The sequence below is a fragment of the Microcoleus sp. CZ3-B2 genome (genome assembly GCF_036705055.1).
GTDB lineage: Bacteria > Cyanobacteriota > Cyanobacteriia > Cyanobacteriales > Microcoleaceae > Microcoleus.
Genome location: NZ_JAUBTN010000098.1, coordinates 1 through 14,277 on the forward strand (window position 1 = coordinate 1; position 14,277 = coordinate 14,277).

Below are 14,277 nucleotides of genomic sequence, written 5' to 3' on the forward strand. Positions count from 1 at the left end.
GCCATTTTTTCAGAAGGGTATGAGAGCTATGTCCTTGATTGAGTCTATGTTTTAACGGGGTTGTCACCCCGTCAGGAAACAAACTTAATATTTTTACACCAGTGCCGAAACCGAAAAAAAATGCCGCGCCGCCCGGTATTACGGGCGTGCGCGACAATTTCATAACTAAGATTACAGCCCTAAATTGATTAAGGCTAAAGAAACCGGGTTTTTTACCAAATCAGTAAGCGAGTGGGAAAAATTGTCGAAAAAACCCGGTTTCTAACCACCCGCGAGTAAGTCCTGTATTAATCCTCGTCCTCATCAAAATCGAAACCAATATCATCATCCTCATCGTCAGCCAAAACTTCTAACGAACCATCATCACTTGAGCCGACAAAATCATCCTCATCAACCTCAATTTCCTCAAACTCCTCATCAGGCTCAAGGTCAGAAACTACCGCAGTATCGAAACTGCTTTCGATCGTATATTTGCGGCGGGCAGTACGGTCATCAAGTACCACATCCTCCTGCAAATCTTGGAAATCGTCATCAAACACGGCACCTTCAAAACCCGCATCCTGAACGCTGGCATCTTCGTAAGCATTGAAACCAGTACCGGCGGGAATCAAGCGGCCGATGATCACGTTTTCCTTCAGGCCTCGGAGCCAGTCGGACTTGCCTTCGATCGCCGCTTCGGTCAGCACCCTGGTGGTTTCTTGGAAAGAAGCCGCAGAAATAAAACTGTCAGTATTGAGCGAAGCCTTAGTAATTCCCAGCAGCACCGGAGTGTAATCTGCCGGAGCCCCGCCGGTAATCGACATTGCCTCGTTCACCTGCTCTACCTGCCGCAGCTCTACCAGCTCCCCCGGTAGCATCGTAGTGTCGCCGCCGTCTTCTACGCGGACTTTGTTGGTCATCTGCCGCACAATTACCTCAATGTGCTTGTCAGAAATATCTACTCCTTGGGATTGATAGACAGATTGCACCTCGTTTACCAAGAGGGTTTGCACCTGCTGGAAACTTTCCAAAGCTGCTTCAAAGGTGGACTGGCGCTCCTTGAGAGCTTGGAAGAAAACCTCGAGAATTTCGTGGGGGTTGGCGGGCCCGTCAGTCAGAGCTTCCGCCACACCTACTCGCTGTCCGTCGGAGACGATCGGATTCTGCCCCGGTAGCAAAGGATATGCTTCGATGCGGCCGTCATCTTCAACTACAGCCAGTTCGACCATATCTTCCTCCGTGGATACGCGGGCAGTCCCCGGGCGATGGGCCAAAATGCAGGCTTCCTTCGGCTTGCGCCCTTCCAGGAGTTCTTCAATCCGGGGCAAACCCTGGATGATGTCGCCTGTTTTCGCCCGCTCGAACACCAGGATGACCAAATTGTCGCCCCGCTGCACCAAGTCACCGTCATCGACGTGGAGGACTGCACCGGCCGAAACCCGGTAAGGACGAGCTATTCTGAGCACCATTTTGGCAGGTTCCGAGCCGTTCGAGGGTACCACCTTGACCACTTGGCCGGATTCTTCCAAAAACGTGCCGGGGGCGATTTCCGTACCGGCTACTAGCAGTTGACCGGGACTGAAATCTGGGGCGACGGGGAGGTCGATCGAAATCGAGTCGGCTTCCCGCATGACCAAGAGGCGGCGCACCGGCTCGTTTTGTCCTTCGCGGATGCCCCGAACCGTCCCTGCTTCTTTGCAGAGAATTTCGGTGCGGGCTACTACTGCGCCCGGAGCGATCGACTGTCCGTCTTCCACCAACAGCCGCGTCTGAGTGCTTCCCTGGGTGGGGTCTGCCGACACGTCGCGCCGAACCACGAGGGATTCTAAAATCACTAACTGCAGGCGGAAGGTCTTGGAAACCGGCGGTGCTTCGTCGCCTTCGACCGCCAATTCTTGGGAGAGGGCGGTGGAGTCGGAGGCGCTTGAGTTAAAGTCATAATCGTTGTCCGACAAGGCGGTATCATCTTCTGGGTCTGGCAAAAGTTCGATATCTGCCGCCAGTTGCGGAGCTCCTGAACCGATTTCTAGGATGAGCTGAGTCCGCAGGAGTTCGAGTCCTTCTACTGATTTGACGCGCTCTCCGTCCTTGTAGGGGAGGCGCTGGACTGCTTTGAGGGCGATCGACTCGTTGAGCGCCGTCTGGGAAGGCACCGGCGGCTTGTCGGGAACAGGAAACTCTACGACGGGCCGCAGCAGCAATGCTGGGCCTTCGGGTGTTTCGATGTATTCGGCATAGGCGAGTTCTTCAGCAACCAAGCCGGGGAAGATTTCTTGACCCGCGTTGACAATTTGACCTTCGGTTGCCGAAAGTGGGGGGCGGTCAACGACGTGCAGGGTTCCAGGTTTGATGACAATTTCCCGCAAAATGTCATTTTTTTGCGTCACTTCTACAGCACCGCTGGTTTGGCAGAAGATATCTTTGACTACTTCAGTGCCGGCTTCGACGTACTGGCCGTCTTCGACTAGCAACAGAGAGATGTCTTTGTTGACTTCGTGGCATTCTTCCGGTATCCACAGCAGGGTGCCGCCCTTGATGACTTCGAGTCCTTGTTTGGCTTTGCCGCGTTTTTGAACTTCGACTCCCGCGTATTTGACAATGCCTCCGGTGGCGGTGCGGTAGGTGTCGTCGAGCAGTTCGGCTACGACTTCGCCGTTGATGACTTTGCTTCCGGGAGTTGTTTTGAGCGAGAACCGCTGGTTGGAAGTTGTTTCGATCGTGTAATATTCTCGGCCGCCGGTGCTTTCGGCTCGGACGACGGCTTGGTCGAGCAATACTTGGGCGGTGATGATTTCAATTTCTCGCTCGTCGGCGATGCGGACTACGCCCCCGTGTTCGGAGACGAGTTTGGTTTCGGCGATGACGCTGTTTTCGGGAATTCGGGAGCCGTTTTTGACTGCCGGTTCCGCGCCGGGAGGGAGGTTGTAGACTTCTCCAGAAAGTATCCAAATCAGTCCGCCCCGGCTGGCGGTGCGGGTGGTGTTACCTTGGCGGTCGGTTTTTTCTTCGGGTACGATGTCGGCAAATTTGGCTTCGCCGGCTAAGTCTGAGGCTACGTCTGTGGTGACTTTTTCGGTGGTTTTGCGGGCTGCGCGTCCGACGATCGGCACTTGGGCTAATATTTGACCTTGGATGGCGCGCTGTCCGTCTTTGACCATGAGCGTGGAACCTTGGGCGATCGCCAGTTCAATCTTTAGTTTCTGATTTTTGGCTCCCGATTTGCCTTCCTCGAAGCCGTCGCCCTCGAATACGAGCTTGCCGCCGTTTTCGGCGATCAGGGCTTCTTCTCCGTGAGAAGTGCGGAAGGAACGGGTTCGCAAGTTTTTAAACTTTGCCACGCCGGGAAATGGTGCCCGTTCTTGTTTGGCGACTTCTCCAGTGAACACGCCTCCGGTGTGGAAAGTACGCATGGTGAGCTGGGTTCCGGGTTCGCCGATCGACTGGGCGGCAATAATCCCGATCGCTTCTCCCATGTCTACCATTTTCAGGTGGGCGAGGCTCCAGCCGTAGCAGCACTGACAGACGGAACGGGTGGCTTCGCAGGTTAGGGGCGATCGCAAATACACCTCGCCAACTCCTGAAGCCCCTACCGCCTCTGCCAGCTCCTCACTAATTGGCTGGTTGCGGACTGCCAGGATGTTGCCAAACCTTACGATTTCTTTGGTTTTGGGGTGCACCACGTCTTTTGCAAACACGCGGCCCAGCAGCCTGTCTTTCAGGGGTATCAGCACCGTAGCTCCGTCGGTCATCGGCCGGACTCGAATCCCGCGTTGGGTGCCACAATCTACTTCCCGGACGATTACGTCTTGGGACACGTCTACCAGGCGGCGCGTCAGGTAGCCGGAGTCGGCGGTGCGGAGGGCCGTATCGACCAGTCCTTTGCGCGCTCCGTAGGAAGAAATAATGTATTCCGTGACAGTGAGGCCTTCTCGGAAGTTGGTTTTAATTGGCAAGTCGATGATTTCTCCCTGGGGGTCTGCCATCAATCCGCGCATTCCGACAAGCTGCCGCACTTGGGAGATATTTCCCCGGGCACCGGAGAAGGCCATCATGTAGACCGAGTTGAGGGGATCCGTGGCTCGGAAGTTTTTGACTACTTCGTCTTTGAGGTCTTCTGAGGTGCTGTTCCAAGTGTCGATTACTTTTTGGAAGCGTTCGACTTCGGTGATTTCGCCTCTGGTGTACCGCTGTTCGGTGATGCGGATTTCTTCTTCGGCTGCATCCAGCAGTTGTCGTTTGATTGGTGGTACTTGCAAGTCGTCTACGCTGATGGAAACTCCGGCGCGCGTAGCAAAGCGAAAACCCAAGTCCTTGAGTTTGTCTGCCATTTGCGCGGTGCGGGCAGTTCCGTATTCCATGAACGACCAAGAGATTAATTTTTTGAGCTGACCTTTGTCAACAACTCGGTTGCGAAAAACAATTTCTTTATTTTCTTTGTATTCAGTCATTTGTTTGCTGTTAGTAATTTACTCGTCAGTCATCAGTTTAGAAACCGGGTTTCTGAGAATATTTCTCCTCACCAAGCCCAACCTGTAGAAACCCGGTTTCTCGCTCCTGGCGCATCACTCATCGGTCATCAGTTCAGAAACCGGGTTTCTGAGAATATTTTTGGTCACATAACCCAACCCTTAGAAACCTCGTTTCTCGCTTCTGGGACATGGGTCATCGGTCGTGGGAGTGAAACCGGGTTTGGTGAGAATATTTTTGGTCACATAACCCAACCCTTAGAAACCTAGTTTCTCGCTCCTAGACTGACCGATCGCCTATTACCCGCTGTTATTTCCCAATTTTCCAATTCCTAATTATTAATGACCGATTCGATCGTTTGGTGATAGATAATTCGACCGGGAGTAGTGCGAATAAACTGATTGAGCAAGTTGCCTTCTTTGTCTTCTCGAATCCGGCGAAACTTGAATTCTTTCGTCACCGTACCGTCGGTCGATCGTTCTAGTTTCAGCGGTTCTCCTTCTGGTTCTATATTTTCTATCCGGCCTTGAAATCTCACCCACACGTAGGAATGCAAGTCAACAACTCCTTGTTCGTAGGCTACAACCGCATCGGTGAGGTTAGAGAAATAGTGACCTGCTCCTTTTTGAGCGTCGCGATTTTCCGCTGTCAAGTAATAGCAACCGAGCACCATATCTTGCGAAGGAGTGACAATCGGTCTTCCGGTTGCGGGCGACATAATGTTATTAGAAGCCAGCATCAGCAAGCGGGCTTCCGCCTGAGATTCCAGAGACAAGGGCACGTGCACGGCCATTTGGTCGCCGTCAAAGTCAGCGTTAAAAGCCGGACAAACTAGCGGGTGAAGCTGAATCGCCCTCCCGTCTACCAAAATGGGCTCGAAGGCTTGAATTCCCAAACGGTGCAGGGTGGGGGCCCGGTTCAGCATGACTGGGTGTCCTTCAATCACTTCTTGAAGCACCTCCCAGATGCTTGGGTCGCTGCGCTGAATCAATTTTTTGGCAGCTTTGATGTTATTGACCAATCCTTGGCGGATGAGGCGGTGGATGACGAAGGGCTGGAAAAGTTCGATCGCCATTTCCCTCGGTAAACCGCACTGATGAATTTTCAGTTTCGGCCCCACCACAATCACCGAACGTCCAGAATAGTCAACCCGTTTCCCGAGCAAGTTTTGCCGGAAGCGGCCTTGTTTCCCTTCAATAATGTCCGACAGAGATTTCAGCGGGCGGTTGTTTGCGCCCACGACAGTCCGGCCGCGGCGGCCGTTGTCAATCAGCGCATCCACAGCTTCTTGCAGCATCCGTTTTTCGTTGCGGATGATAATTTCCGGCGCTAGGATTTCTTGCAGTCTCGCCAAGCGGTTGTTACGGTTAATTACTCTCCGATAAAGATCGTTGAGGTCGCTCGTTGCAAAACGCCCGCCGTCTAGCTGTACCATCGGCCGCAAGTCTGGGGGAATCACCGGAATCACCGACAGCACCATCCAATCGGGATGAGAACCCGTAGCGATAAAGTTGTCAATTACCCGCAAACGTTTGATTAACTTCGCTCGTTTTTGACCTTTAGCATTAGCAATATCTTCGCGCAGCTTTTCCGCTTCGCTTTCTAGCGGAATATTTTGCAGCAAAACTTGCAAAGCTTCAGCACCGATTCCTACTTCTACGCCGGTCAGCGTGGAATCTTCGCTGTAAAGTTCATCTTCTATTTCCAGCCAAGCATCTTCTGTGAGCAATTGCTTGTATTGCAGCTTTTCAGCATTGCCAGCATTCAACACAACATAGGCATTGAAATAGACAATTTGTTCGACATCTCGCAGCGGCATATCTAACAGAATCGCCATGTAACTGGGGATACCTTTGAGATACCAAACGTGAGCGACTGGAGCTGCTAATTTGATAAATCCCATGCGGTGGCGACGGACGCGAGATTCGGTTACTTCAACACCGCATCTCTCGCAAACAATGCCTCTATGACGAACTCTCTTGTACTTGCCACAATGACATTCCCAATCTTTTGCAGGCCCAAAAATTCGCTCACAAAACAACCCGTCCATTTCGGGCTTTAATGTTCTGTAATTTATGGTTTCTGGTTTTATGACTTCGCCAGTTAGCTGACCGTTGGGTAAAGTTCTCTCTCCCCATTGTCGAATTCTTTCAGGTGAAGCTAACCCAATCTTTACATAATCAAATCGTTGTTCTATCTTAGCCATTCTTGACTCCAATCGATGATTTACTTGAAATTATTTGCTGTAATTTATCTGTTTTGATTGATTGTTTGGCGATTAAATCAATGTCATACTCCTTGATATGTGGCATTAGTTTTAATGTCATAAATGACACTTTTTGACACTCCAAATTCGCGCAAAATCTTAGCAAGAGATTCTCCAGCTTTAATGCGTTCTCGCACATCCTGTGCTCGATCAAAAGTCAGTTTGCGATCGAGATATCCACCCATGGGAGGAATCGGAATCTCTTCGCCTTCTTCCTTCCATGTCAGGTGATACTTAATATTGTGTATAGTTATCGGATTTACGCTGTATGCTTCAGCTAGATCCTTCATTCTCTCTCCTGCTGCTAGTTTTTGCCGGATTTCTCGCACCTTTTCCCAGTCTAATTTTGCATTGGAAAGGGGATGACTTTTTCCTTGGGTGCGTCCTTTTTTTGAAGCATCTAAGGCATTTTGGGAACGAGTACCAGCCCAGAGGTGTTCTGGATTTATACAACTGGGAGTATCGCAGGTATGACAAGCATCCATATATGTGGGAACTTCATATCCTAATTTCTCTGCTAAAACAGCACGAGTCACTGATTTCAAATTCCCATTTTTCCAGTATCTGCCATAGCCTGAACAATATTTTCCGCCTTGAAAAATTATGCAGCCGTTGTCTTGAATTTCTCCTAAAAAATGTGGAGAAACTGTGGTGAAGTTATCGGGAATATTTGTCTGAACGATCTTAGTAATAGTTTCATGTTGTACCCCATACTCTTTTGCTAGGTGGTTCTTGACTTTTTCCGATAAATATTTAGTCTGAATTTCTCGCAGTTGTACGATCGACAAGTTATCAATTCCCGGAATACTTTTGCGTCTGGGAGTTTTGCGTTAGCGCAGCCCTCGAAGAGGATCGCGCCCCATCATCTGTCCCGTGTTCTCAGCGGCAGACCCCGCTACGAGATGTTCCGGGTTGATGCAGCCTGGATTGTCGCAGGTGTGGCAAGCAAAATAACTGGAATCTAGGAATCCTGCTATTTTTGATTCGAGGACTAATCGGTGGACTAATACCGTTTTGCCCGACATCCACTTACGCCCGTAACCATTGCCAAACTTACTACTTTACCAGTTAATACAGCCTGTCTCCCGATCGAATTCTCCTTCAATTCCGGGGATAACTGTTAAAATAATCATGTCAGCGCATCTCCTTGTTAGAGCGTTGATTCGCCTCAGTAGTGGTACGAACACTGCTGAGGCATTTTTATTCGAGATTGTCGATTTTAAATTTTAGATTAAATATTACTAAAAAATCTAAAATTTAAAATCGAAAAATCTCAAATCCCTAATCTTCGTCTTCGTCGCGAGAAAGCGATTCGTAAGTAGGCCTGGAGGGCGATCGCCGCCCGCCAGCATCCGCCATCAAATCCACCTCAACGTGCTCGCTGCCGTCGTCGTTCGTATTCACTTTGTGCACGGCAATGTCCAAACACAAAGACTGCAACTCCCGCATCAACACTTTGAACGATTCCGGCGTACCGGGGCGCGGGATGGATTTACCCTTGACGATCGCGTTTAAAGCCTCGTTTCTGCCCTGCATATCGTCCGACTTGACTGTCAGCAACTCCTGCAAGGTGTAAGCGCAGCCGAAGGCCTCCAAGGCCCAGACTTCCATTTCCCCGAACCGCTGTCCGCCCTGCTGCGCTTTGCCGCCCAAAGGCTGCTGCGTCACCAAGGAGTAAGGCCCTGTGCTGCGGGCGTGGATTTTGTCGTCTACCAAGTGGACGAGTTTGAGCATATAGGCGATGCCGACTGTGACTGGGCGATCGAACGCTTCCCCAGTTCTGCCGTCATAAACTATAGTCTTGCCTGGGTGTTTGTCGTTAAACACCCAAGGCTTGCCAGTTTTTTCCCGCGCTTCCTCCAACTTGCCGTGAACGGTTTCCCGCGACTTTTCAGCGCCGTGCATTTCGTCAAACGGCACCATCTTGAACCGCATCGACAGATTTTCGCCCGCCCAGCCTAGCAAGCACTCGAAAATTTGACCGACGTTCATCCGCGACGGTACGCCCAAGGGGTTGAGCACGATGTCAATCGGAGTGCCATCGGGCAAGTAGGGCATATCTTCCTTCGGCAGAATCCGGGAGACGATGCCTTTGTTGCCGTGGCGGCCGGCCATTTTATCGCCGACTTGAATTTTTCGCTTTTGGGCGACGTAGACGCGGACGACCATGTTAGCGCCCGGGGGCAGTTCGTCGCCTTGTTCGCGGGTAAAAACGCGCACATCTACGACGCGGCCTTTTTCTCCGTTGGGAACGCGCAGCGAGTTGTCGCGCACGTCGCGAGCTTTTTCACCGAAGATTGCTCTGAGCAGTTTTTCTTCGGGGGGTTGGTCGGATTCGCCTTTGGGGGTGACTTTGCCGACTAGGATGTCGCCAGATTCTACCCAAGCGCCTTTGCGGATGATGCCTCCTTCGTCTAGCTGGCGGAGGGCGTCTTCGCCGACGTTGGGAATTTCGCGGGTGATTTCTTCGGGGCCTAGTTTGGTTTGGCGGGCTTCGATTTCGTATTTCTCGATGTGGATGCTGGTGTATACGTCTTCGTAGACCAATCGCTCGCTGATGAGCATTGCGTCTTCGTAGTTGTATCCTTCCCAAGGCATATAGGCTACGAGGATGTTCTGACCGAGGGCGAGTTCTGCGCCTTCGGTGGAGGAACCGTCGGCGAGGACTTGACCTGCTACGACACGATCGCCCTCATAGATGAGGGGGCGCTGGTTCAAGCAGGTATCTTGGTTAGATCGCTGGTATTTTTGCAGTTCGTGTTCGATGCAGCCAGCGTATTTTTGCTTCCAAACCGAAGGCTGTCTGACTTTGAGTTCGTCGTACTCGCGAATCAGGAAATGTTCTTCGCTGGAATTAGACTCGGCATCTGCAGCCAGGGGCTTGACAATAATCCGGGTCGCATCGATGTAAATGACTTCGCCGTCAATCCGGGAAACTACCACCATCCCGGAATCTCGGGCGGCCTGAGCTTCGAGACCAGTACCGACGAGGGGGCGTTCGGGTTTGAGCAGCGGCACGGCTTGCCGCTGCATATTCGACCCCATCAGAGCGCGGTTGGCGTCGTCGTGTTCCAAGAACGGGATCAGGGAGGTGGCGACGGAGACGATTTGTACGGGTGAAATCGCCATGTAGTCCACCTGCATCGGGGTGGTGGTGGTGAATTCTTGGCGGTAGCGGACGGCTACGGTTTCGCCCAAGAGGTTGTTGTTTTCGTCGAGGCTGATGTCTCCGGGGGCGACGCGCAAGTCGTCTTCTTCATCGGCTGTCATGTAGATGGGGGCTTTGTCCCGCAGCACCTGTCCTTTTTCTACTGGGTAGAATGGTGTTTCGATGAAGCCGTAGGGGTTGACGCGGGCGTGGGTTGCTAGGGAACCGATCAGTCCGGCGTTGGGGCCTTCTGGTGTTTCGATCGGGCAAATCCGGCCGTAGTGGGACGGGTGAATGTCCCGCACTGCGAAACCTGCGCGTTCGCGGGTCAGACCTCCCGGGCCGAGGGCGGAAAGCCGGCGTTTGTGGGTCAGTTCTGCGAGGGGATTGGTTTGATCCATGAACTGGGATAGCTGCGAGGAACCGAAAAATTCCTTGATTGCTGCTACCAGGGGTTTGGGGTTGACTAGGGAGGCGGGGGTGAGGGAGTCTGCGTCGGAGACTGTCATGCGTTCGCGGATGATCCGTTCTAGGCGGTTGAGTCCGACTCTGACTTGGTTTTGCAGCAGTTCGCCGACGCTGCGGACGCGACGGTTTCCTAAGTGGTCGATGTCATCCGTCGAGCCGATGTCGAATTCGAGGTTGATCAAATAGTCGATCGCCGTCAAGATATCTTGGGATGTCAGCACCCGCACGGTGTCGGGGACTGTCAACCGCAGTTTTTTGTTGAGTTTGTAGCGGCCGACTTTGCCTAAATCGTAGCGTTTGGGGTCGAAAAAGCGGGAATTGAGGAGCTGTTCTCCTCCCGCTACGGTGGGGGGTTCGCCCGGTCGCAGTTTGCGGTAGAGCTCCATTAGAGCTTCTTCTTCGCCGAACTGTCCTTCTTTTTCGATGGTTTTTTGGAAGTATTCGGGGTGGCGCAAACTGTCGTAGATTTCCCCGTCTGTGAGTCCTAGGGCTTTGAGGAGGACTTGGGCCGATAGTTTGCGGGTTTTGTCGATTCTGACCCAAACTAAGTCGTTTTTGTCGGTCTCGAATTTCAGCCACGCGCCGCGGTTGGGGATGAGACTGGCGTTGTAGGTGCGGCGGCCGTTTTTGTCGGTTTCCGATTTGTAGTATACGCCGGGGGAACGGACGATTTGGTTGACGATTACTCGTTCCGCACCGTTGATGATGAAGGTTCCCCGTTCTGTCATCAATGGCAAGTCGCCGATGAAGACTTCTTGTTCTTTAATTTCGCCTGTTTCTTTGTTGATCAGGCGGGTTGGTACGTACATTTGTACCGAGTAGGTGCTGTCCCGGCGCTTGGCTTCGTCCACGTCGTATTTCGGGCGCTTGAGTTTGAAGTCTTTGCCCATGAAGTGGAGTTCTAGTTTGCCGGTGTAGTCTGAGATCGGGGAAAAGCTATCGAGTTCTTCGATCAGTCCGGCTTCTAGGAACCAGCGAAAACTTGCCCGCTGGATTTCGATCAGGTCGGGCAAGGTGAAGGCGAATTCTGCGTAATCTTTAGTGATCATGGGTGTCCTTTTTTCCGCTGTGGCTCTAGCTTTTTACATTGCGCCAAGGCTTGGCGTTTTTACTTTGTTGTGTTTTTTTGATGGATTGTGTGAGAGAATGTATATGATATTTTCGATCGCGATCGGACTGTTGCAACGGTTATTTTTGCGGGTTGCTCGCATTATCTTTCTGCGGATTTGCGCTTGATTGAGATGTTTTTAGAACCGATGTTCGGCTGTTTTAGGGTAAATTTCCCATACATTTGACTCCTCAAATTGACTCTAAAGCTATTGCCAAATTGCTGAGGTTCTAAGTTTATTCCGATCTGTTGTAAGTTTTACTGTGTAAGGAAAGAGTTTTTGCTGGAAGTTTTGGCGAGCGTTGGGACGGCGTGTTGGCCCGATTGCTTGCAGTTCGCCGGCTGCTGCGATCGCGGGGATAGTCAGCCAAAGCTCGATCGGCTGGTTCTATTATTATAGGACGCAAATTCGATCGCGTGCCGCCAACGTCAAAGGAATTGATCGAGGCTGAATCCGGTTTTTAGGGCAAACAAAATATAGATGAGATTACCCCTTACCCCGAAGGCTTGCCTCTAAATCGATTAGTTTTCCTCGTTTCCTTGCTCTATAGCGAGTGAAAGGCCGAATAGCTGACAGGCATTTTCGGTTGTCTGCCGCGACAAAGTTAAAAGAGAAACTCCTCTCAATTTCGCAACTTGCTCGGCTACGTAGTATACGTAAGCTGGTTCGTTGCGTTTTCCCCGCTGGGGTGCGGGGGCGAGAAAAGGGCAATCCGTCTCAACTAAGATGCGATCGCTATTTACCATACAAGCTGATTCTTGTATTTGCAAGGCTTTTTTAAAGGTTACTGTACCGCTAAAACTGATGTAGAAACCCAAGTCTAAAAACCACTGGGTTTCTTCGGGCGTACCTCCCCAGCAGTGCATCACTCCCCGCACCGGGCCGCGTTTTTCCCAAAAGTTCCGCAGCATTTCGGCCATTGGGGCGGCAGCGTCGCGACAGTGGATAATGACTGGTTTGTCAAGTTCCCTGGCGATTTCAAGCTGTGCCTCAAACACTTTAAACTGGTGTTCGCGATCGTCAGCTTTAAAAAAGTCGAGTCCGGTTTCGCCGATCGCCACTACCCTAGAGTCAGAACTTGCCTTGAAGCGAATCTGATTCGCAGTTTCGTCTTTCCACTTGGCGGCATCTAGGGGGTGAAGCCCCACCGCAAACGAGACTTCTGGAAATTGATCGGCGATTGCTTGAATTGAGGCAAACTCTGCAGGCTCCACACAAGAATGAACTAGCCGAACCACACCAGCTTCGCGCCAGCGTTGTCGAATAGTTTCTAATTCAGACTTGTAAGTCTCAAAGTTGATATGAACGTGAGTGTCAATGAGCTGCATGGGGGAAGCAGATTAGATTTGATACCAGAGCATCCGAGTTGTTGACGGGAGAGTTGGGATGGGGAGAGTGGGAGATGGGGAGAGTGGGAGATGGGGAGAGTTGGGATGGGGAGAGTGGGAGAGTGGGAGAGTGGGAGAGTGGAAGAGTGGGAGAGGAAGTGGGAAAAATTCTCTTTCTTCCCTCTTCCCTCGGACCTCTTCCCTTTTCCTTCTTCCGACGGACTTACATCCGTTACATCCGTTACATCCCGTACATTGCTCGTTGCCGAACTTCCTTCTTCCTTCTTCCTTCTGTCTTAGGATGCTGCTTGTGTTTCGTGCGGCTTTAGGGTTCTTGCCAAGCGGGACTTTTTGCGAGCGCCGTTGTTGCGGTGGAGTACGCCTTTTTTGACAGCTTTGTCAATTTTGCTGTAGGCCTCAGACATCCGCTGCTGAACTTCTTGCATTAATTCAGGACTCGGAGTTGCGGCGTACTTTTCGACGGCTACAAAATACTTCTTCATCAAAGTTTTGACGGCTGACTTGTAAGACTTGTTGTACAAGCGGTTGCGCTCGGCGATTTTGATTCGTTTGACTGAGGACTTAATATTTGCCATAGTTCAGTTGCTGGAAGTAGGTATTCATTGATACATCCCCGTCTGGACATTTTCTCCAGACACGGGAATTTTGCGACAAGCTTTTCGGGAGCGAGCCACAAAAAGCTTGATTTTTAAAGGCTGAGTCTGTCGATTTGAGGTTGAAAATTTTAGATTTAGTCCGCAGGTGAACCTGGGATCTCGAACCAAAGTCTAAAATTTTGAGTTCTCCACGACTCACGACTAGGCGAGTGTCGGGGGCTTCCGTTTTTGGGCGGTTCGGACAGCCACTACCGCTAGCTCAGATCGAGATGAGTCTGTGGGTACTTTCGGGCGACGCAATAATTTTTTATTGACTCATTTAACTGCCAATTTTTTATCCCTGACGATACCCAAAGGTATGATACAGGTGTTACAGAGGCTAGTTGCGGGCGATCGACCGTCACGAGTTAAAGTCACGGTTTCTGACACGCAATTTTCAATTATACAATAATTTGGCGTTTTTCTATAAAAAAACTATCGGGTGTTGGAAAAACTAATATAGCATCTATTCTGCTTAAAATCCCATTCCCGGAAAAATCAAAATTAAACTATAGCCTTTCTGTGCTCTGGTATGAGGTACTATGCGCCATAGGCCTCCGTGGATATAGGTTTCCGTGGGCATAGGGCATAAGGCATACCTCACCACGCTTGAGAAAGGCTATATAGAGTAAATCTTCAGAAACCGGGTTTCTCTCTATATTTCTCGTCACCCAACCAAAAACTCCAAGAATACCCGGTTTCTCGCCCGCGTAAATCTCAGAAACCAGTTTCTCTCTATATTTCTCGTCACCCAACCCAAAAACTCAAAGATGTCCAATGGGGAAGAAACTGTAACTAAATTCTTAGACATCTATTGACATCCTTCCCGGATTGGGCAAGAATAATGGTGTAGTCT

At 50.9% G+C, this 14,277-nt stretch carries 8 protein-coding genes; 1 reads left to right on the forward strand and 7 read right to left on the reverse strand.

Going from position 1 to position 14,277, the window contains the following annotated elements:
• Positions 1-287: 287 nt before the first annotated feature.
• From QUA97_RS26700 to rpoB, 5 genes are all read right to left on the reverse strand, one after another.
• Positions 288-4,427, reverse strand: a complete 4,140-nt coding sequence (locus tag QUA97_RS26700) for a DNA-directed RNA polymerase subunit beta'' (protein WP_194066595.1) — start codon at positions 4,425-4,427, stop codon at positions 288-290.
• Positions 4,428-4,777: 350 nt separating this feature from the next.
• Positions 4,778-6,652, reverse strand: coding sequence for a DNA-directed RNA polymerase subunit gamma (locus QUA97_RS26705; protein ID WP_194066594.1), 1,875 nt, complete (start codon positions 6,650-6,652; stop codon positions 4,778-4,780).
• 83 nt (positions 6,653-6,735) lie between these two features.
• Positions 6,736-7,500 carry an HNH endonuclease gene (locus QUA97_RS26710; protein WP_333197255.1) on the reverse strand — a complete coding sequence of 255 codons (765 nt, stop codon included), beginning with the start codon at positions 7,498-7,500 and terminating at the stop codon, positions 6,736-6,738.
• Between the two features lie 42 nt (positions 7,501-7,542).
• Positions 7,543-7,737 (reverse strand): HNH endonuclease, encoded by a 195-nt coding sequence (locus QUA97_RS26715; protein WP_228049822.1) that lies wholly within the window; start codon positions 7,735-7,737, stop codon positions 7,543-7,545.
• Between the two features lie 256 nt (positions 7,738-7,993).
• A complete protein-coding gene (gene rpoB, locus QUA97_RS26720; protein ID WP_194066593.1) occupies positions 7,994-11,377 on the reverse strand; it encodes a DNA-directed RNA polymerase subunit beta in 3,384 nt (1,127 codons plus the stop codon).
• A 361-nt stretch (positions 11,378-11,738) separates the two neighbouring features.
• Here rpoB and QUA97_RS26725 point away from each other — a divergent pair, with 361 nt between their 5' ends.
• Positions 11,739-11,888, forward strand: a complete 150-nt coding sequence (locus tag QUA97_RS26725) for a hypothetical protein (protein ID WP_194066592.1) — start codon at positions 11,739-11,741, stop codon at positions 11,886-11,888.
• A 70-nt stretch (positions 11,889-11,958) separates the two neighbouring features.
• Here QUA97_RS26725 and QUA97_RS26730 read toward each other — a convergent pair whose 3' ends face one another.
• Both QUA97_RS26730 and rpsT read right to left on the reverse strand, forming a co-directional pair.
• Positions 11,959-12,765 (reverse strand): TatD family hydrolase, encoded by an 807-nt coding sequence (locus QUA97_RS26730; protein WP_194066591.1) that lies wholly within the window; start codon positions 12,763-12,765, stop codon positions 11,959-11,961.
• 296 nt (positions 12,766-13,061) lie between these two features.
• The gene (gene rpsT / locus QUA97_RS26735) at positions 13,062-13,361 is read right to left on the reverse strand and encodes a 30S ribosomal protein S20 (RefSeq protein WP_194066590.1); all 300 of its coding nucleotides are present in this window, start codon (positions 13,359-13,361) and stop codon (positions 13,062-13,064) included.
• Positions 13,362-14,277 lie beyond the last annotated feature (916 nt).